Source organism: Ascidiaceihabitans sp., from assembly GCF_039986515.1.
Lineage (GTDB): Bacteria > Pseudomonadota > Alphaproteobacteria > Rhodobacterales > Rhodobacteraceae > Ascidiaceihabitans.
This window is the reverse complement of sequence record NZ_JBDWQO010000014.1, coordinates 253,300-277,984: the sequence shown is the minus strand read 5'-3', so window position 1 is coordinate 277,984 and position 24,685 is coordinate 253,300. Positions and strand designations below refer to the sequence as shown.

General features: G+C 54.7%; 23 protein-coding genes and 1 tRNA gene. 16 read left to right on the top strand and 8 right to left on the bottom strand.

From position 1 onward, the window contains the following. Window positions 1-3 precede the first annotated feature (3 nt). A complete protein-coding gene (locus ABJL60_RS13760; protein ID WP_348375953.1) occupies window positions 4-2,157 on the top strand; it encodes a heavy metal translocating P-type ATPase in 2,154 nt (717 codons plus the stop codon). Continuing rightward, a complete protein-coding gene (ccoS, locus tag ABJL60_RS13755; RefSeq protein WP_348290722.1) occupies window positions 2,154-2,312 on the top strand; it encodes a cbb3-type cytochrome oxidase assembly protein CcoS in 159 nt (52 codons plus the stop codon). The genes ABJL60_RS13760 and ccoS overlap by 4 nt, the downstream gene beginning before the upstream one ends. A 19-nt stretch (window positions 2,313-2,331) precedes the next feature. Here ccoS and ABJL60_RS13750 read toward each other — a convergent pair whose 3' ends face one another. Together ABJL60_RS13750 and ABJL60_RS13745 are read right to left on the bottom strand one after the other, a co-directional pair. Beyond that, entirely contained in the window at window positions 2,332-3,690 is a 1,359-nt protein-coding gene (locus ABJL60_RS13750; RefSeq protein WP_348375952.1) for a D-alanyl-D-alanine carboxypeptidase family protein, read from the bottom strand. 341 nt (window positions 3,691-4,031) lie between these two features. Next, complete coding sequence (locus ABJL60_RS13745) at window positions 4,032-4,742, bottom strand: HAD family hydrolase (protein ID WP_348290718.1); 711 nt, start codon at window positions 4,740-4,742, stop codon at window positions 4,032-4,034. 98 nt (window positions 4,743-4,840) lie between these two features. On the opposite strand from ABJL60_RS13745, the gene clpS reads away from it, so the two are divergent. From clpS to hemF, 4 genes are all read left to right on the top strand, one after another. Continuing rightward, the gene (gene clpS, locus ABJL60_RS13740; protein WP_108827216.1) at window positions 4,841-5,182 is read left to right on the top strand and encodes an ATP-dependent Clp protease adapter ClpS; all 342 of its coding nucleotides are present in this window, start codon (window positions 4,841-4,843) and stop codon (window positions 5,180-5,182) included. 4 nt (window positions 5,183-5,186) lie between these two features. Then, the gene (locus ABJL60_RS13735; protein ID WP_348375951.1) at window positions 5,187-6,173 is read left to right on the top strand and encodes a methyltransferase; all 987 of its coding nucleotides are present in this window, start codon (window positions 5,187-5,189) and stop codon (window positions 6,171-6,173) included. Window positions 6,174-6,209: 36 nt separating this feature from the next. Further along, window positions 6,210-7,010: an SDR family oxidoreductase gene (locus tag ABJL60_RS13730; RefSeq protein WP_348290716.1), complete on the top strand. Its 801-nt coding sequence runs from the start codon at window positions 6,210-6,212 to the stop codon at window positions 7,008-7,010. Window positions 7,011-7,090: 80 nt separating this feature from the next. Then, window positions 7,091-7,984: an oxygen-dependent coproporphyrinogen oxidase gene (gene hemF / locus ABJL60_RS13725; protein WP_348375950.1), complete on the top strand. Its 894-nt coding sequence runs from the start codon at window positions 7,091-7,093 to the stop codon at window positions 7,982-7,984. A 65-nt stretch (window positions 7,985-8,049) separates the two neighbouring features. Here the strand turns inward: hemF and ABJL60_RS13720 are convergent, their stop codons facing one another. From ABJL60_RS13720 to hemC, 3 genes are all read right to left on the bottom strand, one after another. Further along, window positions 8,050-8,490 carry a GNAT family N-acetyltransferase gene (locus ABJL60_RS13720; RefSeq protein WP_348375949.1) on the bottom strand — a complete coding sequence of 147 codons (441 nt, stop codon included), beginning with the start codon at window positions 8,488-8,490 and terminating at the stop codon, window positions 8,050-8,052. Further along, complete coding sequence (locus tag ABJL60_RS13715; RefSeq protein WP_348290713.1) at window positions 8,487-9,431, bottom strand: fatty acid desaturase family protein; 945 nt, start codon at window positions 9,429-9,431, stop codon at window positions 8,487-8,489. The genes ABJL60_RS13720 and ABJL60_RS13715 overlap by 4 nt, the downstream gene beginning before the upstream one ends. Before the next feature lie 83 nt (window positions 9,432-9,514). Beyond that, entirely contained in the window at window positions 9,515-10,459 is a 945-nt protein-coding gene (hemC, locus tag ABJL60_RS13710; RefSeq protein ID WP_348375948.1) for a hydroxymethylbilane synthase, read from the bottom strand. 105 nt (window positions 10,460-10,564) lie between these two features. Here hemC and hemE point away from each other — a divergent pair, with 105 nt between their 5' ends. Continuing rightward, entirely contained in the window at window positions 10,565-11,599 is a 1,035-nt protein-coding gene (hemE, locus tag ABJL60_RS13705; protein ID WP_348375947.1) for a uroporphyrinogen decarboxylase, read from the top strand. A gap of 52 nt (window positions 11,600-11,651) precedes the next feature. After that, window positions 11,652-11,728: transfer RNA gene (locus ABJL60_RS13700), tRNA-Met, on the top strand. Between the two features lie 247 nt (window positions 11,729-11,975). Here ABJL60_RS13700 and ABJL60_RS13695 read toward each other — a convergent pair. Further along, on the bottom strand, window positions 11,976-12,602 hold the full coding sequence (locus tag ABJL60_RS13695) for a glutathione S-transferase N-terminal domain-containing protein (RefSeq protein ID WP_348290707.1): 627 nt from the start codon (window positions 12,600-12,602) through the stop codon (window positions 11,976-11,978). A 69-nt stretch (window positions 12,603-12,671) separates the two neighbouring features. Here ABJL60_RS13695 and ABJL60_RS13690 point away from each other — a divergent pair, with 69 nt between their 5' ends. Then, entirely contained in the window at window positions 12,672-13,016 is a 345-nt protein-coding gene (locus tag ABJL60_RS13690) for a RidA family protein (RefSeq protein ID WP_348375946.1), read from the top strand. Window positions 13,017-13,037: 21 nt separating this feature from the next. Here ABJL60_RS13690 and ABJL60_RS13685 read toward each other — a convergent pair whose 3' ends face one another. Both ABJL60_RS13685 and ABJL60_RS13680 read right to left on the bottom strand, forming a co-directional pair. Next, complete coding sequence (locus tag ABJL60_RS13685; protein WP_348375945.1) at window positions 13,038-13,685, bottom strand: hypothetical protein; 648 nt, start codon at window positions 13,683-13,685, stop codon at window positions 13,038-13,040. Window positions 13,686-14,034: 349 nt separating this feature from the next. Continuing rightward, window positions 14,035-16,521, bottom strand: a complete 2,487-nt coding sequence (locus ABJL60_RS13680; protein ID WP_348375944.1) for a CheR family methyltransferase — start codon at window positions 16,519-16,521, stop codon at window positions 14,035-14,037. 406 nt (window positions 16,522-16,927) lie between these two features. Here ABJL60_RS13680 and ABJL60_RS13675 point away from each other — a divergent pair, with 406 nt between their 5' ends. From ABJL60_RS13675 to boxC, 7 genes are all read left to right on the top strand, one after another. Further along, entirely contained in the window at window positions 16,928-17,977 is a 1,050-nt protein-coding gene (locus ABJL60_RS13675; RefSeq protein WP_348290697.1) for a TRAP transporter substrate-binding protein, read from the top strand. Window positions 17,978-18,046: 69 nt separating this feature from the next. Then, window positions 18,047-18,616 carry a TRAP transporter small permease gene (locus ABJL60_RS13670; protein WP_348375943.1) on the top strand — a complete coding sequence of 190 codons (570 nt, stop codon included), beginning with the start codon at window positions 18,047-18,049 and terminating at the stop codon, window positions 18,614-18,616. A gap of 37 nt (window positions 18,617-18,653) precedes the next feature. Then, window positions 18,654-19,970, top strand: coding sequence for a TRAP transporter large permease (locus ABJL60_RS13665; protein ID WP_348290760.1), 1,317 nt, complete (start codon window positions 18,654-18,656; stop codon window positions 19,968-19,970). 105 nt (window positions 19,971-20,075) lie between these two features. Continuing rightward, complete coding sequence (locus ABJL60_RS13660) at window positions 20,076-21,605, top strand: benzoate-CoA ligase family protein (protein WP_348375942.1); 1,530 nt, start codon at window positions 20,076-20,078, stop codon at window positions 21,603-21,605. Then, window positions 21,602-22,426 carry an alpha/beta hydrolase gene (locus ABJL60_RS13655; protein WP_348375941.1) on the top strand — a complete coding sequence of 275 codons (825 nt, stop codon included), beginning with the start codon at window positions 21,602-21,604 and terminating at the stop codon, window positions 22,424-22,426. Before ABJL60_RS13660 ends, ABJL60_RS13655 begins: the two co-directional genes overlap by 4 nt. After that, the gene (locus ABJL60_RS13650) at window positions 22,419-22,841 is read left to right on the top strand and encodes a DUF309 domain-containing protein (RefSeq protein ID WP_348375940.1); all 423 of its coding nucleotides are present in this window, start codon (window positions 22,419-22,421) and stop codon (window positions 22,839-22,841) included. The genes ABJL60_RS13655 and ABJL60_RS13650 overlap by 8 nt, the downstream gene beginning before the upstream one ends. A 107-nt stretch (window positions 22,842-22,948) precedes the next feature. After that, a complete protein-coding gene (gene boxC / locus ABJL60_RS13645; RefSeq protein ID WP_348375939.1) occupies window positions 22,949-24,607 on the top strand; it encodes a 2,3-epoxybenzoyl-CoA dihydrolase in 1,659 nt (552 codons plus the stop codon). Window positions 24,608-24,685: the final 78 nt, after the last annotated feature.

The following is a 24,685-nucleotide window of genomic DNA, read 5'->3' as shown; positions in this document are numbered from 1 at the left end:
CCGATGGCTGAGGCAGTCAGGCCGATGGCGTGTCCGGGATGCGTGGCGGTGCCTGCGCAGATGCCTGTCGTTCGCTCCAAAGCCGGGGACATCTTGTTGTCCTTGCCTGCGATCCATTGCATGCGCTGTATCCGGTCAGCGGAAAGCGCTTTGAATGCGCATCCCGATGTGGAAATCGCACGTGTGAACCTGACTTTGAAGCGCGCCACGATCACGCCCAAGACGGATGTAGGGGCCTCTGCCTTGGTGGATGCCTTGGACGCCGCAGGGATCGAGGCGCATGAACTGGATCCAGGCGCAGTTGCATCGACTGCAATGGACAAGGCAGGGCGCGAGCTGTTGATGTGTTTGGCCGTGGCAGGATTTGCGGCCATGAACGTCATGTTGTTGTCGGTTGCTGTGTGGTCAGGTGCGTCGGATGCGACACGGGATCTGTTTCACTGGATTTCTGCGGCCATTACCTTGCCTGCGGTGCTGTTCGCGGGACAGCCATTTTACGCAAGCGCTTTCAGGGCGTTGCGGGCGCGGCGCCTGAACATGGATGTGCCTATTTCCTTAGCGATCCTGTTGGCGGTCGGGACATCTTTGTATGAAACGGCTTTGTCGGGGGAACATGCCTATTTCGATGCGGCATTGACGTTGTGTTTTTTCCTGTTGGCCGGTCGTTATCTTGAATTTCGCACCCGTGCGGCAGCACGGTCAGCGGCGCAAGAGTTGACAGCCTTGGAAGTGCCGCGTGCTGTGTTGATGGTGGATGGCACACCGGTAGAAACGGATTTGGTGCAGATCAAGGTGGGCGATCTTGTTCTGGTGCGTCCGGGGGGCAGACTGCCTGTGGACGGTGTTGTGGTCGAAGGGCAATCTGAGCTGGACCGGCACTTGGTCACAGGAGAAACGAACCCGGTTGTCGTGGCCGTTGGGGCCACGGTGCAAGCCGCCGAGATCAATATGACGGGTCCCCTGACGGTTCGGGCGACTGCCGTTGGTCAGGACACATCGCTGCACCAGATGGCAGAGCTTGTGGCCATCGCGGAAAGCGGGCGTTCACGGTATACGGCGTTGGCGGACAAGGCGGCCGGGCTTTATGCACCGGGTGTTCATATCCTGTCGGCATTGGCATTTGCAGGTTGGTGGTTGGGGACAGGGGATTTGCGGCTTGCGCTGAATATTGCAGCGGCGGTTCTGATCATCACCTGCCCATGCGCGTTGGGGTTGGCTGTCCCCGCGGTCACAACCGCAGCGGCTGGGCGCTTGTTTCGTAAAGGGCTTTTGGTGAAAAGCCCAACGGCCATGGAACGCTTGGCGACGGTAGACACAGTTGTTTTCGACAAGACCGGCACATTGACCACAGGCCAACCACGCCTTGTGGGGTGGGACGCGGTGCCGCAAGGCATCCAAGCTGTTGCGTTGCGGTTGGCGGATGTCTCAGCCCACCCATTGTCGAAAGCCATTTCGGCGCAAAGCGGCGCACGGGCGGATGTTACAGATATTGTTGAGCGGTCGGGCGAAGGCATTTCTGGCCGCTGGAATGGGGAAAGCGTTCGGCTGGGGCGCGGTGACGTTTCATCGGACACGGCGCACACGACCGCGATGTTGCAAGCGGGTGGGCTGAATTATCAATTGGCTTTCGAAGATGATTTGCGGGCCGGTGCCAAGGATCTTATTGCAGCTTTGCAGCAATCTGGTCTGGATGTGATTTTGCTGTCCGGGGATGCGCAAGGTCCGGTTGATGATGTGTCTGCGCGTCTTGGTATCACCCAGGCCCACGCGCGCATGCGTCCCGAGCAAAAGTTCGACATGATCCGTGATCTGCAAGGGCAGGGTGCCCGTGTTCTGATGGTGGGGGACGGTTTGAACGACACCGTGGCTTTGACTGCGGCTGATGTGTCCATTTCGCCTGCAAGCGCTTTGGATGCGGCACGGTCCGCGTCGGATTTGGTGTTGTTGGGGCAAAACCTTGCACCTTTGGCCGAGGCCATCACAACGGCAAAAAGCGCAACTAAACGTATCAAAGAAAATTTCCAGATCGCAACGATCTACAACATTTTGGCGGTGCCATTGGCCGCTGCAGGATTTGCCACGCCATTGATTGCGGCGCTGGCGATGTCCAGCTCGTCGATCACGGTGTCCTTGAACGCACTTCGGGTGCGGTCATGACGATCCTGACGTATCTTATCCCGATTTCGCTGATCTTGGGGGGGCTTGGATTGGCAGGGTTTGTTTATACCCTGCGCAGCCGGCAATACGATGATCCGGAAGGTGACAGCCAACGCATTCTGGATGATCAGTGGGATGATCACCCAAAGCCCTGACGCTTAAGTGGTAGAACCGTTAGGACGGTCCAACCATAAAGCAGGTGGTGTTGCGCGATTTGAGACGTCGGCAGGCCAGATCGGCCTGTTCGCGTGACATGCCCAGAAAGTTTGCGTCAAAGCCCTGAGGGCGACGCACGACCTTGCGCAACGTACCGTCCAAGGTCGACATCTCTGCCAGGGCGGTTTTCAGCAGGATTTTTTCGGCTTTGTAGCGGCTTGTGTAGCGACCGACATTGATACCCCAGTGACGTCCCCCCGATGTGGACAGGCGCGTGACGACTTCGGGTTCGGGAACGGCACGTGCCAGCACCAGATTTGCGGGTCGCGCATTGGGGCGCGTTGTGACGATCTTTGCAGCAGGCGCGGATTTGGGCGCGGCGACCGACTGTTGGGCGATTTGCAAAGCGTTTTGAATGTCATCCGGCAAGATCTCTGTGGTCGTGACCGCTGCCGCCAGAAGAACGGGGGCTTCTGCCGCGCCGGGCCGGGATTTGGGCCGTAGGCTTTTCTTCACAGAGCCGCTGACACGGATGGTTTTGCCCGCGCCCTTGGGCTTTTGCCCGTTGTCGGCAATGTAGGCAGGGGCTGCAGGTTTGCGTACCGGGGCGTTTGATGGCGCCCGACGAAAGCCCAGGTCCATCAGCTCTGCAATTTTTGCGTTGCGCGAAGCCGTGGATTTACCACCAAAGACGGTGGCGATGATACGTTCGTTGCCGCGTTGTGCTGAGGATACCAGATTAAAGCCCGCGGCACGTGTGTAGCCGGTTTTGATGCCGTCCGCGCCCCGATAGCTGGACAGGAAACGACGGTTGGTGTGGGTCACAGTGCGCACGCCAGCGTCCGCAGTTTTGCGGGAAAACAGGTTGTAGTATTGTGGGAAGTCATAAAGGACGTGGCGCCCCATGGTGGACATGTCACGTGCTGTCGACAAGTGCCCGCTTTGGGTCAGGCCGTGCGCATTTTTGAAGGTGGTACGTGTCATGCCAAGTTGTTTGGCGGTACGGTTCATACGGCGGGCAAACCGCGCTTCTGATCCGGAAATGGCTTCGCCGATCGCAGTGGCTGCGTCATTGGCGGATTTTACGGCAGCAGCACGGATCAAATACCGCAAAGCAATCCGCTGACCGGGCTTCAGGCCCAATTTCGAGGGCGGCTCTGCTGCGGCATTTTTGGAAATGGTCACTTTGGTATCAAGTGAGATTTCACCACGTTCAATGGCTTGGAATGCGATGTACAGCGTCATCATCTTTGTCAAAGACGCAGGATGCAAGCGCGTGTCCGCGTTTCGGGCGTGCAAGACTTCGCCTGTACGCGCATCCATTACGAATGCCGCATAGGGTGCCGCCATAGCGCTCAGCGGTAGGACCACCAGCATCCAGATTGCAGCGAATAGAAATAGCCCATTACGGGCCGGCGATATGTGCCGAACCTTCACGATGAAACTGCCTTTTTCTGCCTCTGGGTCACCAATTTTTTCGGCGTACCCTTATTTTTATGGAGAAAACGTAGCACAGTTCCCCATTCCGATAAACCCTTAGCAGTGCGCGATTAATCAGTTTTTTGCAGTGCAGAAATCCAACATGTAGCGTTGCATGATCCGCGCACCGCTACACCCGCCATTGTGTCAAGAATGTGGCACACAGGGCCATGCGACCAGCCCCCACTGCGTGCTGCGTCTGCCCCCGGGATTTTTGAGGAAAAAGACATCTTGTTGGGTCACCCTGTTTTGCTGAGGTCAGACAGCAAGTCCGGCAATTGTCCTAGGTCGTCGATTTTGCGAAAGCGCGGGTGGTCGGTTGGTTCTTCTGCATGCTCTATGTCCCAAGACAGATCGTGCGGCACGAAGACACCCCATCCCCCGGCATCGATCATCGGGCGCACATCGGACTTCATGGAATTGCCAATCATCATGCCCCGCGCCGCGCCATCGCCCACAGCGTCAAAAATACGGGTGTATGTTTTTGCCACTTTGTCAGAGACGATTTCGACACCATCAAACAATTCGCCAAGCCCCGATTGTGCTACTTTGCGTTCTTGGTGCAACAAATCCCCTTTGGTGATGATCAACACACGTCCGAACACTTTGGCGATTTCCACCGCCTCGCGGGCATGTGGCAGCAATTCTATGGGGTGCGCCAGCATCTCTTTACCGGTCTCGACCAGATCACGGATAACGTGTTGTGGGACCCGCCCGTCGGTGATGTCCAACGCCGTTTCGATCATCGACAATACAAAACCCTTGATCCCGAAACCATAGTGCAGGATGTTGCGCCGCTCTGCTTCCAGAAGGCGCCCCATCAGATCGGGCCCCTCGACATAGTCAGCCAAAAGCGATGCAAAGTGGTCTTGGGTCAGTTTGAAAAACCGTTCGTTGTGCCACAGGGTGTCGTCTGCGTCGAAGGCAATTGTCGTGATGCTGTGCGTCATGAAATGGTCTGGCCCCTTTTCTCGCGCCTCAAGCACGTTATATAACGCATCCTAGTACACTAAGTAGATTCTCTGACACCAGACAGAACGGGGCGGTCATGCACTTTGATGCGACGATGATGGCAAATTCTTCGGATGATGATGGCGATACATCTGTCATCACCGAGACCAAGCCGAAGACCAAGCGCCCGCCGCTGTATAAGGTGATGTTGTTGAATGACGACTATACGCCGATGGAGTTTGTCGTTCACATTCTGGAACGCTTCTTTGGTCTGAACCATGCCCAAGCTTTTGAAATTATGCTGGTGGTGCATAAAAAGGGGCTGGCTGTTGTAGGTGTGTTCAGCCATGAGATCGCCGAAACCAAGGTCGGTCAGGTCATGGATTTTGCGCGGCGGCATCAGCATCCACTGCAATGCACTATGGAAAAAGAAGAATAATCACATGTTAGGTGCGCGTTTGCCTTTGGCCTTGAACGGGGGCGGTTTGGCCGTGCCTGATGTGGGCCGTATCGCGGTGTTCCATCCCACAGAGGGTGCGGATTTGGGCGCTTTGGATCAGGGCCGTGTGCATATTATCCAACCTTCAAAACCATTGTATGATGCGTTTGATGTCGTGGGATATGATTGCGGTGTCACGTGTCAGGATCGCTATGTGGCAAGCATTGTGTGTTTGCCGCGTGCCAAGGCCGAAGCCTATGCATTGATCGCGCAGGCCGCTGCTGTCACGGATGGGCCAGTGATTGTGGACGGTCAAAAAACTGACGGTGCGGACGCGGTTTTAAAGGCTTTGCGCAAACGCGGTGACGTCAGCGGCCCCATCAACAAGGCGCACGGTAAGCTTTACTGGATGAACACGGCCCCTGATCTGGCCGATTGGGCTGCGGGTCCTGCGTTGACGGAGGGTGGTTTTTGGACCGCGCCGGGGGTGTTTTCCGCAGACGGTGTGGATGTGGCGTCGGCGATGTTGGCGGAAGCCTTGCCGCAGAATCTTGGGAAGACTGTTGTCGATCTTGGCGCCGGCTGGGGGTTTTTGTCGGCCCATATCCTGACACGTGATGCTGTGGATGCCGTGCATCTGGTGGAAGCCAATCACATGGCGCTGGAATGTGCGAAACGCAATGTCACGGATCCGCGTGCCCGCTATCATTGGGCAGATGCGACCACGTGGGCCGCACAGGACCGTGTGGATGCCGTTGTCATGAACCCGCCATTTCACACCGGGCGTGCAGCTGATCCTGCGTTGGGTCGTGCTTTTATTGCAGCGGCTGCGCGGATGCTTGCCCCTTCGGGCAGTCTTTGGATGGTGGCCAACCGGCATCTACCTTATGAAGACAGCCTGTCAGATCATTTTGTGAAAATCGTTGATTTGGGCGGCGATGCACGGTTCAAATTGGTGCACGCGCTGCGCCCCAAGAAAAAACGCAGCTAAACCGCTGTTCATCTGGACCCGATAAAGGACACCTGCATGTCATTTAGCATTCAAGGCAAGACTGTGATCGTGACGGGGGCCGCCAATGGCATTGGCCTGTCGATTGCCCGTGATTTTGCGGACCGCGGGGCCAATGTTGTCTGTGCCGACATGGACGAAGCGCGTTTGAAAGCAGAGTTGGGCGAAGCGCTGGACGAAGGCAATATGCGCTACTTTGCCGGTGATTTGCGGCAACGACTGACCATCGCCAATCTGATTTCCGCCACCATTGATGCCTTTGATCGGGTGGATGTGCTGGTGAATGCGTCACGTCAGGTCATGACGACCGATCCTATGGACGTCGAAGACGATTCCGTGGCTGTGCTGCTGGAGCAAAACATGATGACGGCCCTGCGTTTGACCCAGCAAGTGGCCAAGCGCATGATCAAGCAATCGGACGGGGAAAACGACCGGCCCGCTGGCGCCATCGTCAATCTGTCGTCTATTGCGGCGCATCGGTCCCAGCCTCAGTTGATGGGGTATTCGATTGCCTCTGCTGCAATGGAACAGATGACGCGGTCTATGGCATTGTCGCTGGCCCCGCATCGTATCCGCGTGAATGCGGTAGCCTTTGGATCGGTGATGTCGGCGTCTTTGAAGTCTTCTGTGATGGAGCATCGTGAATGGCGCGAAGATATCGAAGACCACACGCCCCTTGGTCGGATTGCCAGCCCCGGTGAATTGGTGGATGCGGTGCAGTTCTTGTGCTCTGACGGATCGGGCTTCATGACAGGCGAAACCGTCACGGTGGACGGCGGCCGCAGCCTTCTTGATCCTGTGGCAGCACCTGCACACTAAACCTTTTCATCGGCCTGTTTTCTGGTTTAGAAAAGTGTCAACCAAACAAGACACTTTCAAGATATTTTTCGGAGCTTTCCATGACTGACACGTTTGATTCCCAAAAGGTGCGCGCTGCTGACTGGTTTCGCGATTTGCGTAACCAGATTGTTGCCGCGTTTGAAGATCTGGAAGCGTCTCATTCCGAAGGCCCATTGGCAGATGCCGATCCCGGTGCATTTGAAGTGACCGAAACCAAACGGACATCCGACGATGGCAGTGATGCTGGTGGTGGCCTTATGAGCGTCATGCGGGGCGGGCGTGTGTTCGAAAAGGTCGGCGTCAATATCTCGACTGTTTATGGCACTTTGGGTGCACGTGCCCAAAATGCAATGGCGGCCCGAAAGGGCATTCCCGGCATGAAAGACGATCCGCGCTTTTGGGCTTCGGGGATTTCATTGGTCGCCCATATGCAAAACCCCCATGCGCCTGCCGTTCATATGAACACGCGCATGTTCTGGACGCCTTATGCCTGGTGGTTCGGCGGTGGGTCTGATCTGAACCCGTGCATCGAATACGATGAGGATACGGCGCATTTTCATGCGCAACAAAAGGCGCATTTGGACCCACATGGGGGGGATCTTTATCCTCGCCTCAAGGAATGGGCGGACGAGTATTTTTATATTCCCCACCGCCACCGCGCCCGTGGCGTGGGCGGCATCTTTATGGATGATCATTGCACAGGAGATTGGGAGGCTGATTTGGCGTTAACCCAAGACATCGGCCGTGCCTTTTTGCCGGCATACTTGCCTTTGGTTGAAAAACGCCGTGTTCAGGATTGGTCAGAGGCCGACAAAGACGCACAATTGGTGCATCGCGGGCTCTATGCGGAATATAATCTGGTCTATGACCGTGGAACCAAGTTTGGTTTGGAAACAGGCCACGACGCCAATGCTGTGTTGATGAGCTTACCGCCGTTGGCAAAGTGGATTTAAGCCCGGTTGGTCTGGTGATGCGGCGCGCTTGAGCAGCCGCTCAAGACGCCCCGCCCACCATCCCGCTATTTCGACTGTGTCGTGCGCGGCGGCACCTGTCTGATCTGCATCCCGTGCTTCTGGTCTGCTGAATACCCCAGCTTTTCGTAAAACCCTTTGGCCCCGGTATCTCGTCCCGTCATCAGCATGATTTTATAGGCATTGGCCTGCCAGGCTTGCCTGTGCAGATGCGCCATCACGCCCCGCATGTGGCCTTTTCCGCGATGGTCCGGATGCGTCACCACATTTTCGATCACCCCGTATGGACGTCCGCCTTGGGTCATATTTGGCATAAGGTGTAGCGTTGCCATTGCAATCAGGTCACCACCGGCATGCGCCCCTGCAACGAAGGTGCCGGGGTGATCTATCAGCGTTGCAAATGCAGTCGGTGCTGCGATGTCGGGCATAAGATGGGCCAGTAAGGCGCAGGCATTTTCCGCATCCCCAGACGTCAGGAAACGGGTCAAGTGCGTCCCCAGCCTGCCTCTGCGAGGGCCGCCGCATAGCTGGGTGCCGTTTTCATTCGGTGCCCCAAGCCTTTTCCCAGCAAAGCTGTGTGCATCTTTGGCAACTGCCAGCATGGGACGTGCATGATCATGTGGTGTTCCAGATGATAATTCACCCAATAGGGGGCAACCAATGCCCGCTCGATCCAGTTGGCATGGGTTGTTCGCACGTTTTGAAACGGATCATCGGACGTCTCTGTGGCGGCATGTTCTGCGATGTTGCGCACCCGCAAAACGAATTGGAACCACGTCAGATAGGGAAGCACCCAAAAGACCAGCCCGTACCACCACGCGCCTGCAAGGCTCATAAGCAACGCGACGCTTGAAAACATCACCAACGACTTGACGAGGTCCGTTGATTTGAATGCCTGCGCAGCGTCGGTTTTGGCGGCATCCATGGCCTCATCGTCGCCGGCAAGCCGCACATGGGTCATGATCTGTGCCATCAGCAACTTCACACCTGTCTGGCCGGTCAGGTCCCGAATAAACTTGCGTTTGATCGAAGCGTGACTGGCGGGAAATTTGGCAGATAGCGCTAGATCAGGGTCTTTGTCGGTTTGGGTGAACCGATGGTGATTAAGGTGATAGTGACGATAGGCGAACATCTCTGCCATGATCGGGCGTCCGCATATCCATTCGCCCGCAAATTCGTTCCAACGACGGGTTTTGAACAAGGCGACATGGGCCGCTTCGTGCATCAAAATGGCAAGTCCCAACTGGCGTGAGCCAATGATGATAACGGCCAAAATACCAGTCAGCACGTTGGGGAAAACTGCAAAAACCGCAACAGCGCCAAAGATCACGCCCCAACAATGCAGGACCAGCCACAGTCCCATTCCATCGGATCGTGCAGCCAAAGGGCGGATTTCATCGCTGCTTAGATATGCTTTTCCAGGTGTCATACGATCAGCGTTTCAGATGGAACCACGATCCGTCAAGGCAAATGCCAAGTGACGCTGCGCGGGTTCTGCCGACCAATTACCGGTTAATGCCAGTCGAAAAAGCCGTCGCCTGCGCGGTCCAGAAGCTCTTCTGCCAATGCAATTCCCATTTTTTCACCGCTGTCGATGGGGCCGATACGCTCACCGCCGATGGCCTCTGTTCCATCAGGGCGCAGGACTTCGCCGCGCAAACGCAGTTGATCGCCTTCCAGCACCGCAAGGCCTGCAATGGGGGTTTCGCAGGACCCGTCCAGACGTTTCAGAAACGCCCGTTCTGCAGCCAATCGTTGACCCGTTGGCGTATGGTGCAGGGCGGCCAGCATGTGCTCCATTCGTGCATCTTCCAAGCGGCGTTCTATTCCGATGGCGCCCTGAGCGATTGCCGGCAACATATCGTTGGTTTCAACAGGGGTTGCTGGCACCTGGTCCATACTCAGGCGGTTTAGTCCCGCGCAGGCCAGAAAGGTGCATTCCGCCACACCATCCGCCAATTTCTTCAACCGTGTTTGCACGTTGCCGCGAAACTCGACGACATTCAGGTCGGGGCGGCGGTTCAACAGTTGTGCCTTGCGGCGCAGACTGGACGTGCCAACGACAGCGCCTGTGGCCAGTTCGGAAATGCCGCTGAGAGTGGGGGAAATAAAGGCATCGCGCACATCTTCACGCGGCAAGTACGTGTCTAGCAACAGCCCGTCGGGTTGGATGGTTGGCATATCTTTCATGGAATGGACGGCTATATCGATTTTGCCTCCCAACAAATCCTCTTCGATCTCGCGCGTAAACAGACCCTTGCCGCCGATCTCCTTCAAAGCGCGGTCCTGAATCATGTCCCCTGTCACTTTGATGATCACGATTTCGAAAGCCTCCTGCGGCAAATCGAACGCATCCATCAGCCTGCTGCGGGTTTCATAGGCCTGCGCCAATGCCAGCGGAGAGCCGCGTGTGCCAATGTTTAAAGGGGAGGCGGGGGTCGGAAGATGCACAGTCATATGTCGCAGCCTAATTGTGTCAACTTAGATTGACAACTGGTGATGTGTTGACAACAAAGGGTCAAGCGTTATCGACAAGATGCTACGGAAACGAAGGATAAGACAATGGCCCCCACCAAAACTATTTTGCGCGCTCTGGCTGGTGAGACATTGCCGACGCCACCGATCTGGATGATGCGTCAGGCGGGGCGCTATCTGCCCGAGTACAAAGCGACGCGTGCACAGGCCGGGGATTTCTTGTCGCTGTGTTACAATCCAGATCTGGCCGCCGAAGTTACTTTGCAACCTATCCGACGCTATGGGTTCGACGCGGCTATTCTCTTTGCGGACATTTTGTTGATTCCCCAGGCGCTTGGCGCGGATCTATGGTTTGTGACAGGCGAAGGGCCGCGATTGTCGACCATCACCTCCCAAGCAGATTTTGATAAGTTGGGGTCGGTGGACAACATCCATGAAACTCTGAATCCCATTTACGAGACAGTGAAAATATTGTCGCGTGCATTGCCGTCGGACACGACGTTGATCGGCTTTGCAGGTGCGCCTTGGACTGTTGCAACGTACATGATTGCCGGGCGTGGCACACCGGATCAAGGTCCGGCGCATGCGCTGATGCAAAACGATGTCGCTGTCTTCGAGGCATTGCTGGACAAGATCACCGAAGCCACAATTCATTATTTGCTGGCGCAGATTGAAGCCGGCGCTGAAGTTGTGAAAATCTTCGACAGTTGGGCTGGGTCCCTGGCAGGGGATGCGTTCAAGAAGTATTCTCTTGAACCTGCGCGTAAAATCACGTCGGCCCTTAAAGCCAAGCACCCAAACATCCCCGTCATCGGGTTCCCACGCGAAGCGGGTGACGGATACATCGGGTTTGCCAAAGCGACTGGTGTGGACTGTGTGGCGCTGGACAATTCTGTGTCTGCAGACTGGGGGGCCGCGCATGTGCAGGTCGACGGCTGCGTACAAGGCAACCTGGCATCGTCCCATATGGTCACTGGCGGACAAGCGCTGGTGGATGAAACGAAGGCCATTGTTAAGGCGTTTTCGAAGGGGCCACACATCTTCAATCTGGGTCACGGCATCACGCCAGACGCCGATCCAGACAATGTTCAGCGCATGATTGACGCTGTGCGGGAAAATTGAAGTGATTTGAGGGTTGACGACTGCGCCCTTGTCTCATAATTCACGGCCCGAAGGCGCGGTAGCTCAGTTGGTTAGAGCGATCGACTCATAATCGATAGGTCGGGAGTTCAAGTCTCCCCCACGCCACCACTTTTCCTAACTTAGATCTTGGTTTGACTGTGTAGCTGTATGTGGCCCGACTGACGCGCACCGGCTTTGCCGTTACGCTGAGTCCACCACTTTCCTCTTACTGGCTACTTTGTGAAATGATGCCCATTTGAGGGGACGACACGTGCGTTCGGTCTGTATCTCGCACCAAAGTCCAAACTTCTCGTGCCGTTGGTCTTCTTTTCGCTAAAAATATCCCGGGGGTTTGGGGGCAGCGCCCCCATGCAACTTAAACCAAAGGCACATCACCAGCGTCCAAAGGCTGCTTGTAGCCGCGCTGAAACCCGGGCCGGGCGGCCAGTTCCAAGTACCAGCGTTTGACATGCTGGAACGCATTCAGATCTATCTGATGCCACTCAAAACGTGATGCCCATGGCCAAATGGCAAAATCCGCAATGCTAAGGGTGTCAATAATGTAGGGGGATTGCGCAAGGTGACGGTCCAGAACGCCGTACAGGCGTTTGGCCTCTGAATGAAAACGTTGCTCGGCATAGGCAGACGTGCCGGCGTTGTATTTTAGGAAATGATGCGCCTGACCCAGCATCGGGCCAAACCCGCCCATTTGCCACATCAACCACTGCATCATCTTCCAGTATTGCTCACTTCCATAGTCTGGTATGAACTTGCCTGACTTTTGTGCCAGATACATCAATATTGCCCCGCTTTCAAAAAGGGTGACATCACCGTCGACGATGGCAGGGATGCGATTGTTGGGGCTGATTTTCAGAAAGGATGGCGCAAACTGCTCGTCCTTGCCGATGTTCACGGGAAGTGATTCGTAGGAAAGTCCCATTTCTTCCAACGCGATTGATACTTTGCGACCGTTCGGGGTGGTCCAACTGTACAGTTTGATCATGGATTGTGTCTCCCTTTGCGGGCAGGGTGTGATGGTTTACACAAAGGGTCAAGCAACAGGAGCATCACTATGTCGATAACACGCCAGCACACAAATCAGCGCATGAGCCAGATCGTTACGCACAACGGCGTCGTCTACTTGTCAGGGCAGGTCGGTACTCTGGACGACAGCGTTGCGGATCAAACGCAGCAATGTCTGGATAAGGTGGATGCATTGCTGGCCGAAGCGGGCACATCCAAAAGCAACATTTTGCAAACGACGATTTGGCTGGCTGACATGGCGGACTTCGAGGCGATGAACGAGGTCTGGGATGCTTGGGTGCCAAAAGGGCATGCCCCGGCGCGCGCTTGCGGCGAAGCGAAACTGGCGCGACCTGGTTTTTTGGTTGAGATATTGGTGGTCGCCGCGCTGTAGGGCTATGATCCTAAGGGCTAATTACACCGCCGAGTTGATGCGTTGTCTGTGCGGTGTCACGCTGTGCAGCGGCCCATCGGCGCTCTGGATGGCATGACGACGCAAAAGTTCCAGATAAAAGCGGAATTCCTCAGTATCCAGATGTAATTGTTTCAAGCGTGTTTCCAGCGATACTTTTGAACCATCGGGCAGGGCACTTTCAGTTAACGCGCTGATGATGTTCAGGATGGGGCTGGAGATGTCCAGAAACAGGGCTGTCTCCGCCACACGTTTTTGATCTTCTAGTGCAGAATCAAACCCAAAACGTGCAGTGAATGCATTTTGGAAATGGCCAATAAAATGCGCAAACCGAATAATGACATTGCGTATCCCTTCTGATGATTGCGTTACCAGCATACGCAATCTGCCCAGGATAAGTCCCTGTGTCTCAATGATTTTATCTGGATTGGAAAACACTATGTTTTCTTGATTGATACGGGACAAAAGCGTCGTAATTGTTTCAACAAGAACGCTGTTAAACACATCTTCGATACGTTCGTTTTGCTTGAAGGACACCCGGTGGTTGAACTGTTTTGCGTTCACATCGACTGCGCGTACAACGTATTGCTGTGTTGCAATGTCTTCGATGAGAGTGATCGCAAATGAGCTGGTTTGAGCTAAAGCCGTCACGTGTTACATCCCCTTTTCCGTACGTCTTTTTTCCAAATGAATGTTAACAAAGAGTTACCGATTGCACGGGATTGGTGTATTTTTTTAACGCATATCCTCGATTGGCAAACTTTTGTTAAAACCGTACATTTGTGCTGGCATAGATGCGCACAAACCTTTGTATACTTGGAAATATTGGATCGCATGGTGTCGCTGCACTTATGAACAAGATGCGAAAGTTTTGCCTGAGCTTGCTTTGAGAATGGTAAAAGCAACGTGCGCGACGTTTACTTTCGTTAAAACAAACGACAACGGGCCCGCCCCAAATGCATAGGATGCGGGGCAGCCAATCGCAGGGAACCGGCGGTGGCTAGTCCAGCCTGATAATAGACAATGTCATCCCCAGCATTGTGCCCATGCTGTCAGAGAGCGGCGCGTAGTCCATACGCAATTTTTTACCATCTTCTTCGACCGGTACAGTCAAAGGCTCGCGCAGTCTGAATACTTCGCTGGCGCTTTTTGTGATGCTCGGAAAGCCGTCGGGCAAACGACACAATGAAAGGTGCATGCCGGTTTGAGGCAATTCTTCGATCTCGAAGAACTCCAAAGCCTGGGTTGACGCGCGGCGAATGATAAGCGCCTGATCCACCACCAAAACAGGGTAGGGGGTGCTGTTCAGTACAGCAGACAATTCAATCGTCACACTTTGCAATTCGCTTGAATTGATCTGCATTTCTTCGTTAACGGTGATCAGCTCTTCGTTGGTTGATTGCAATTCCTCGTTTGAGGTTTCCAGTTCTTCGTTGGTTGATTGCAATTCTTCATTGGTGGACTGCATTTCTTCGTTTACGGCCTGCAATTCTTCGTTAGAGGTCTGCAACTCCTCCACCGTTTGCTGAAGCGCTTCACGTGTCGACTGCATTTCGTTTTCGATTTGCAGAATGTATTTTGTGCGTTCCTTGTCAGACAAAGACTCCACGATGGTTTCGGTGTCCGTTTCGGTGCGGGTGACCATAGCCATCAAAAAGTGGTTTTCGCCATTGGGGTTGATGATCGGATAGCACACCAAACGGACCTCGTTGAAATCCAGCCCTGCAATTTTGTGCCACCGCCCGCCACGCGCGATTTTCGCTTTGGCCGCCATCGAAATCAGACTGGGTGCTTCGTCGCGCAGCCCGGCACGCAGAATACGGGTGTTCAACGTCAGTGTCGTGTCTTCTGTCAGCTGCATGATCGGGGTGATGTCCCCGAAGACACGCACAATGTTGCTGTTTTGCATGGCGATAAAGCCGTTGGGTGCCACGGATTTTGCCAGTGCGTCAAACATCTGGATTTCGGCCTCCGACACGGCGGCGTTTGTTGCTTTGGTTTGCGAATTGGCTTGCGCGATCGAGCTGCCAAGCCGGCGCTGGTCCATAAAGCCCGCGACCCCGTCACGTCGTGCCAAATTACGCTTGGAATAGATTTTGTCTGCTCCTGCGCGGGCTTCAAACTGGACATCCAGCGCCCCGACAGTTTCTGAAGTGCCCAGAAACAACAACCCGCCAGAGCTGAGGGCGTAATGTATCCGGTTGAGAACCCTTTCCTGCAACAGCGCGTTAAAGTAGATCAGGACGTTGCGCAGTGTGATCAGATCGACATTGATAAAGGGGGGGTCCTGAAAAATGTTATGTTTCGAGAACAACGTGATGGCGCGAATTTCGGGCGACACCACCAGATTGCCGCCCGTGGTTGTGAAATAGCGTTCCAGATACTGGGGTGGAATGTCTTGCGCGGCGGTGATCGGGTACACGCCTTTGCGTGCAACTTCCAAAGCGCGTTCGTCGATGTCTGTGGCAAAAATCTGGACAGAATTTTTTTCCAGCACCTCGGGCCCACCCAGCGCTTCGGATATCAGGATGGCCAGTGAATAGGCTTCTTCGCCGGTCGCACATCCCGCAACCCAGATGCGCAATTGCTGGCGTTGACGATTGCGGGCCAAAGTTCTGACTTCTTCGGCCAACTGTTCAAACTGTCTGGGATCGCGGAAAAAGCGCGTCACAGAAATCAGCAAATCGCGGTGCAATGCGTCAACTTCTTCCAACGAAGTCCGGCAATGCTGCACGTAGCTTTCGTAGTCGTCGATGCCCAAAGCCACCATACGGCGATTGATCCTGCGATTGACGGTGTTGTCTTTGTAATCGCGAAAATCGATGCGCGTGCGGGCCAGTAGGATCTGCAGCAGTTCCGACAACCGGTTCGGTTGGTCGTTGATGTGACGCAACGCATCAAAATCGCGTGGAACCGACAGGATTTTCTCCAGATGCTGGCCCATTTGTGCAGGTGTCAGCGTCAAATCAACGCAGCCTGTTTCAATGGCAGATGCGGGCATGCCGTCATATTTGGCGGAGGCAGTGTCCTGCGCAATCGTGATGCCACCAGATTCGCGGATGGCTTGCACGCCATAGGATCCGTCGGTGCCTGTGCCGGACAATACGATCCCCACGCAACGAACCCCGCAATCTGCTGCGATGCTTTTGAACAAGCGATCCGCCGACGGTTTGGGCGTTGCGGGATGGCCGCTGGGATTGTGTAGGCTGATTTTGCCGTTCTCGACCATCACATCAAGATTTGGCGGTGTGATGTAGATTGTGTTGGGTTCCGGGGTGATTTCATCTTTCAATTCGACCACGGGCAGTTTGGTCTCACGAGAAATCAATGACGTCAGCAAGCTTTTGTGTGTCGGCGACATGTGCTGCGCCATGACATACACTGCATTTGCCGAAATTGGCAGATTTTGCACCAACAATGACGCAGCTTCCAAACCACCAGCAGACGCTCCAATACCTACAAAAATCAAATCATCAGTGTCAGACATTCTGTCCCCACGTACTTTCATATTTCTATGCCGCACCATAGCCTTGCCATGAAATTCATGTTGGCTTTGCACTAAGCTGTCCCGCCCGTATCCGGACCCCATCCTTGCTGAATGTCTTCCATCCTCTGTCGTGACGCAACCACAAGTCGCATCGATGCAGATGCAAACCTGTGTCAGCGGTGTTTGCTTTTGGGTCAATACGTCTAAAATAGACTGTTCAATGCAGTTTCCGAGCGATTTGAGGGCAAGAACCAAGCCGCCCCGTCAAAATGCCTCCGAATGCATTGTGATGCGCCGGATCAAAAGACAGTTGCAAATGCGGGTGACAGTGCCGTCCATCTCACTTAACACTTACAGAATAATGATGCCCAAAGCGGCGCATGAATGAAGAAAAGGGAAATAAAACATGTCACTTACTCGGAAATCGTTTCTGCATTTGGCAGGGGCCGCGGCACTTGCAATGGGGTTCGGTGCCACGTCCGCGGCCGCTCAGGAGGTGACATTGTCACTGCACCATTTCCTGCCAGCGCAAGCCAATGTGCCGAAGCTGGTGTTGGATGTTTGGGCCGACAACGTTGAAGAAGCCTCTGGCGGGCGCATCAAAGTGGACCGTTATCCGTCCATGCAGTTGGGCGGTAAGCCCCCTGAATTGATGGACCAAGCCATCGATGGCGTGGCCGATGTTGTGTGGACAGTTGTCGGGTATTCACCGGGCCGCTACCCGTCCACAGAAGTGTTCGAACTGCCGTTCATGATGACGGAAGCAGGCGCAGGCCCTGTCAGCCGCGCCTATTGGGAAATGTTCGAAACCCACATGAAAGACACCGAATTCAGCGATGTGCATATTCTTGGCACATGGGTGCATGGTCCGGGCATGTTGCACACCAACAAAGAAGTGAAGACACCAGCCGATATGGCGGGTCTGAAAATTCGCGGTGGGTCGCGGTCTGTCAACACGTTCCTGAACAAGCTGGGCGCAACCCCTGTCGGTATGCCTGTACCAGCTGTGCCTGAAGGGCTGTCCAAAGGCGTGATCGATGGCACAACAATCCCATGGGAAGTCACCGCTGCGTTGAAAGTGCCAGAATTGGTTAGCAACCACACAGAATTTTCCGGTGTGTCGCTTTACACTCTGACCTTTGTTTTGGCGATGAACAAAGACCGTTACGAAAGCCTGCCTGCTGATTTGCAAAAGGTGATCGACGACAACTCTGGTCTGGAGTTCTCTGTCTTTGCGGGCACCACCCAGCAAGGTGCAGACGGTCCGGCGCGGGACGCAGCTGTTGCGCGTGGCAACAACATCGTAACCGTTGAGGGCGACGCTGTTCAGGCATGGCGCGATGCCGCGGAACCTATCTATGAAGAGTGGGTCGCGGATATGGACGCCAAAGGCAAAGATGGCCAAGCGTTGATCGACGAGGCCCGTGCCTTGATCGCAAAATACTCAGCCGAGTAAATCAAAGCCAACACCAATAACCGCGGCGCGTGACCTGCGCCGCGGTTTTGCGTAACATCAGGCGACGTCATGCATACTTTCTTCCGATCTCTTGCCCGTATCACCGCCATCATTGGTGGGTTTGTCCTGATTGCAATTATCGTGCTGACGACATTGTCTATTGTCGGGCGATCTCTGAACAAATTCATGCACTCCGATTTTGCAACTTCGATCTTGGGTGGCTTTGCAAATCGCGTGATCGAAATGGGTGTTGGGGAAATAAACGGCAGTTATGAATTGCTTGAATCCGGTGTCGCTTTTGCGATTTTTGCATTTTTTCCGATCTGCCAGCTGTATAACGCCCATGCGACTGTGGATGTGTTTACATCCGCTTTGCCGCCGCGCGCTTTGCGGATGCTGCGCGCGTTTTGGGAAGTTGTGCTAAGCGTCACGATCATCTTCATTTCATGGCGCTTGTATGAAGGCATGCAACGCTACATCGGGAATGGTGAAACGACTTTTTTCCTGCAAATGCCCGTTTGGTGGTCGTATGCCGCCAGCTTCACCGCCGCCTGCGTGGCATGTTTAACAGCCATCTATTGCGCGATTTTACGCGTGGGTGAGGCCACAACAGGTCGCACGTTGCTGCCAGAGAATTGATATGACCGCATTTCTTGATCTTTTGCCGTTCGCGGATATGTCGCGGCTGGAACTTGGGTTCTGGTCCTTTCCTGTGCTTTTGGTGCTGATCTTTCTGCGCGCGCCCATTGGCCTTGCGATGTTCCTATGTGGCATCGGGGGGTGGTATTTCGCGATGAACGGCAATCCAACGCCGCTTCTGTCCAAGCTGAAATCCGAAACCTACACGACTTTTTCCAGCTATTCGCTGTCGATCATTCCATTGTTCTTGTTGATGGGGCAATTCGCGACCCTTTCGGGCATGTCCACATCGCTGTTCAAAGCGGCAGAAAGCTTTCTTGGACACCGCAAGGGCGGTGTTGCTATGGCGGCAGTCGGCGCCTGCGCCGGTTTCGGGGCGATTTGCGGATCATCTTTGGCCACAGCCGCCACCATGGGCAAAGTCGCTTTGCCAGAGCTGCGCCGCTATGGCTATTCCGGTGGGTTTTCCACCGCAACTCTGGCCGCCGGTGGGACGTTGGGCATCCTGATCCCGCCATCCGTGATTTTGGTGATTTACGCAATCATTACGGAACAAAACATTGCCAAACTGTTCCTTGCGGCCTTCGCGCCGGGCGTTTTGGCCGCCGTTGGATATATTCTAACAATCTCGATCTATGTGCGATTGTTCCCCGGATCTGCTGGCACACGCCCGCCTGTGCCCATGGCTGAACGTTGGAAGGCGCTTGGCAACACATGGCCTGTTCTTGCTATTTTTGGACTGGTTGTGGGCGGCATCTATGCGGGCTGGTTCACCCCCACAGAAGGATCGGCCATTGGCGCCGCCGGCACCGGGCTGGTGGCGTGGATGTCTGGCAATTTGAAATGGCATGCGTTTAAAGAATCGTTGTTGGGCACTGGGAAAACCACCGCTATGATCTTTTTCATCGTGCTGGGCGCGGGGTTCTACAACGGGTTTTTGGCGCTGTCTGGCGTGCCTCAGTATCTGGCGGATTACGTGCTGGACCTTGGGCTAAGCCCTTGGGTTGTGTTGGCCATCATCTTGGCATTTTACATGATCTTTGGTTGTGTCATGGACAGCTTGTCGATGATTTTGCTGACAGTGCCGATCTTCTTTCCGGTGATTTCCGCGATGGACTTCGGAATGAGCCCCGAACATGTCGCCATCTGGTTCGGTATTCTTGTTCTGATCGTTGTCGAGGTCGGATTGATCACACCGCCCGTGGGTATGAACCTTTTCATCATCAACGCGATGGACCGTGAAACGCGCATTACCGAAACCTACAAAGCGGTTATGTTCTTTGTAGGGTCTGACATTGTGCGTGTGATTATTTTGGTCGCGTTTCCGGCAATCACGTTGTTCCTGATACCCTAGCAAACACACTGCATTAAAATGCATTATTTGGATTAGTGTTTGCGAGGAAAATATCCTGATTGCAGGATAATGCATGTTATAGCCACGTTGGGGGAGAACGCAGCCATGGCCAATGCCGCAGTGTACTTTGTAGACAGGCACGTCGAAGAAGGGCGTGGCGACAAGGTTGTGTTTCGCGAATACGGAACGGGGCGCAGCCTGACCTATGGCGCACTGGCGGCACAGTCTGACATTGCAGCTGGGGCGTTCAACCGTGCAGGCATCACCCCCGAAGACAGGGCCGCGATGCTGGTGCTGGACACGATCGAATTCCCGCAAATATTTTGGGGGGCCATCAAGCGCGGGGTGATCCCTGTTCCGTTGAACACCTTACTAACCGCCCCGATCTACGATGCGATTCTGCGCGATGCGCGGGCGACGATCTTGTTTGTGTCTGACGTACTTTTTGACACCGTTGCTCCTATACTGGCGGACAATCCCTATTTGCGGCATGTGGTCGTGATTGGAAACGCAGCAAAAGGCACCACAAGCTTTGACACTTTCATGCAAGATGCCCGCCCTGAACGCGCGTTCGACGCCAGCGACGATGAAACTGCGTTCTGGCTGTATTCATCGGGATCTACGGGTGCGCCAAAAGGCGTGCATCACGTCCATTCTGCGTTGAAAGCCACCTGCGACACCTACGGCGCCCAAGTGCTTGGTATCCGCGAAACCGACACGGTATATTCGGCAGCAAAGTTCTTTTTCGCCTATGGTTTGGGCAATGCAATGAGCTTTCCGATGTCTGCCGGTGCCACCACCGTTCTGTTCGCAGGGCGGCCTACGCCTGACGTGGTCGTTGACATTTTGAACACGGAAACTCCGACGATTTTCTTTGGTGTGCCTACGCTGTATGCGGCGATGCTGGCCTACATGGATGCGCACGGCCCGGCCATCGCGCCACTGCGATTATGTGCGTCGGCGGGTGAAGCTTTGCCTGCGGATGTTGGACAGCGATGGACGGCCATGATGAACATCGACATCTTGGATGGGGTCGGATCTACAGAGATGCTGCACATCTTTTTAAGCAACGCACCGGGGAATGTGATCTATGGCACCTCCGGTCTTCCTGTTCCGGGGTATGAGGTGCGGCTTGTCGATGATGCAGGCGTGGATGTCACGACAGGAGAGGTCGGCGAACTCTTGGTGAATGGCGCATCCTCGGCGGGCGGGTATTGGAACCAGCGCGACAAATCCCGCGCCACGTTTGAAGGGGTGTGGACCCACACGGGTGACAAATATGAACGCCGCGAAGACGGGCTGTTTGTGTACTGCGGGCGCACTGACGACATGTTCAAAGTGTCCGGCATTTGGGTGTCACCCTTCGAGGTAGAATCTGCCATAGTGGCCCATGCCGATGTGTTGGAGGCCGCTGTCGTCGCACACAAAGACGCGGACGGGCTGGAAAAGCCCAAGGCCTTTGTTGTGTTGAACAGCGGCGTGTCCGCTGACGGGATCGGCGAAATGTTAAAAACCCACGTCAAAAACAAGATTGGCAAATGGAAATACCCGCGTTGGGTCGAGGTGGTGGACGATTTGCCAAAAACGGCGACCGGTAAAATCCAGCGCTTTAAACTGCGCGAGGATATTCAATGACAGCCCCTTGGACCTCGGCGCCAGACGCACGCCTGCATATCGGTGACGCAGACCTCGAATACGCCTGTTTCGGGCCCACCCCGGATCAGACACCCACACTTGTGATGTTGCACGAAGGTCTGGGCAGTCTGAGCCTTTGGCGCGACCTGCCGGAACGCTTGGCAGCTGCAACAGGCTGGGGCGTTGTGGCATATTCGCGTGCCGGTTACGGGCAGTCATCGACTGTGCCGCTTCCACGGCCAATGGATTATGCGGATCGTGAAGCCAAAGATGTTCTGGGCACCGTGTTGAATGCTTTGGGTGTTGGGTCCTGCGTGTTGATGGGCCACAGCGAAGGCGCTTCGATCTGCGCTATTTACGCGGGCTCTGTGTCTGACATGCGTGTTCGTGGCTTGGTGTTGATTGCGCCGCATTTCTTTGCGGACCCACGCGGCTTGGCGCATATGTCGTCGGTGCGGACGGCGTATGAAACTGGTGGATTGCGCGAGAAAATGGCGCGCCATCACGCTGACCCTGATGTTGCGTTTTTTGGCTGGCATGACCGTTGGACGCACCCCGATCAGGTTCGGTGGAACATTGCGGATTCAATCGACCATTGGCGTATTCCTGTGTTGGCTATTCAAGGATCCGACGATGCCTACGGGTCGTTGGATCAAATCACAGAAATCGAAGATCGCATCTATGCGCCTCTTGAAACGCTGCTTTTGGATGGCATTGGCCACATGCCCCAATTTGAAGCGCCAGATGTCACCCTGTCCGCCATCACCGAATTTTGCACGCGACTGCAGGCGTTTGAGCAAGCGCCGTCGCCCATTGTCTGACACCGTCCCTTGGCCTTCGCATGCGTATGTGCCGGGACAAAATGCACGGCACCCCGAAGGGTGGTTTGATGATATAAAAGCGTCAGTTGTGTCGGACGCTGCCATCCAAGACACACAAGCATGGTCAGTGGGGCTCAAATATCTGCAAGCTGGCTACTTTTGGGAATGCCACGAAGTACTGGAAGCCGTTTGGTTGGCTTTGCCGGATCCATCGCCTGAACGGGATGTGACGCAAGCCATCATCCAGCTTGCCAATGCCCGCTTGAAACACCGTATGGGAAAGCCAAACGCCGTGTTGCGGCTGTGCGATATGGTTGATGCGCTTTTGAAAGGGCACGCAGGCACGATTCTGGGGTTGGATGTGCAAATGATTGCATCTTGGGTTCATCAAACCAGAGTAACGATTAGCAAATAATGCTTTAAAATGCATAAAAGTGGCAGTTTTGGCATCTCCAAGTGCCGTATTGCACTGATCTGTTGTACTATATTTCTCAAAATACAGGTTTGTGCGGAAGGCGGCCCATGACAAAGCGTATCGATTTTCAAACAGATCCAAGCCAATATCGGCATTGGAGGGTCGAATATGACGGCCCGATTGCCAATCTGTTTATGGATGTGGATGAAAACGCAGGTCTGTTTGAGGGCTACCAGCTCAAGCTCAATTCCTACGATCTGGGTGTCGACATCGAATTGGCAGATGTGGTGCAGCGTATGCGGTTTGAACACCCTGAAGTGAAGGTTGTTGTATTGCAATCGGGCAAAGACAAAGTGTTTTGTGCCGGCGCAAATATTCGCATGTTGGGCGGGGCTGCGCACAGCCATAAGGTCAACTTTTGTAAATTCACAAATGAAACGCGCAACACTTACGAAGCGGCCTTGGCTGACAGCGATCAGAACTACATTTGCGCGATAAAGGGGGCCTGTGCGGGTGGCGGATACGAATTGGCGTTGGCATGCAACCACTTGATGCTGACCGATGACAGCGCATCGTCTGTGTCTTTGCCTGAAGTGCCGTTGTTGGCGGTTTTACCGGGTACCGGCGGGCTGACACGGGTCACCGACAAGCGGAAAGTACGGCGTGATCGGGCGGATGTCTTTTGTTCCGTTGAAGAAGGTGTGAAAGGCAAACGCGCCGTAGAGTGGGGCCTTGTGGATGAGGTTTTTGCCAACTCCAAATTTGACGAAGGGGTTGAAATGCGCGCTGCCGAATTGGCGGCGGGCCCGTCCAAGGCCGGAGCCGCAACAGGCATCGCATTGCCGCCACTGCAGCGCGAGATTTCGGAAACAGCTTTGACCTATTCAACGGTTTCTGTTGCCCTTGATCGGGCGGCCCACCGTGCGACGGTCACGATACATGGTCCAACGGATGATGCACCGACCGATATGGGCGCATTCTCTGCTTTGGGTGCACAGGCATGGCTTCTGCGGTGCGCCCGCGAACTTGACGATGCGATTTTACACCTAAGGTTCAATGAGTTGGAGCTGGGTTTGATCGCGTTTCAAACTGTTGGTGATCCGGTCCGTGTCGCCGCACATGAAGCGCTTTTGCTCGACAATGGCGACCACTGGCTGGCCAATGAAGTGCTGCACTATTGGAAGCGGGTTCTAAAGCGCGTCGATGTAACGTCCCGATCTCTGGTGGCGATTGTTGAACACGGCAGTTGCTTTGCTGGTCCCTTGGCCGAACTTTTGTGGTCGGTGGACCGCAGCTACATGATGCTGGAGGAATTTGACGACGACGATCGCTCCGAGGCGACTATCATGCTGACATCGGGCAACTTTGGAACATATCCGATGAGCAACGATTTAACCCGTTTGCAAACGCGGTTTTTGGGCAGCCCGGATGACGTTGACGCCTGTAAGGCGCAGCTGGCTGCGCCATTGTTGGCCCAAGACGCAGAAGCCCTTGGCCTTGTCACCTACGCATACGACGACATCGACTGGGAGGATGAAGTCCGCCTGTTCATGGAAGAACGTGCCAGTTTCAGCCCCGACGCCATGACCGGCATGGAAGCCAATCTGCGTTTTGCTGGTCCCGAAACAATGGAAACCCGCATTTTTGGCCGTCTGACGGCATGGCAGAACTGGATTTTCCAACGTCCCAACGCGGTTGGCGAAGACGGCGCGTTGCAACGATACGGCACAGGTGTGCGTGGCGCATACGACATGAAGCGCGTGTGAAGGATCCGCGCTTTTGCACTGCAATAAAAGTAAAAACCGTAAGGTGCGGCTTGCCGCACCATCCCCTTGAAGGAGATG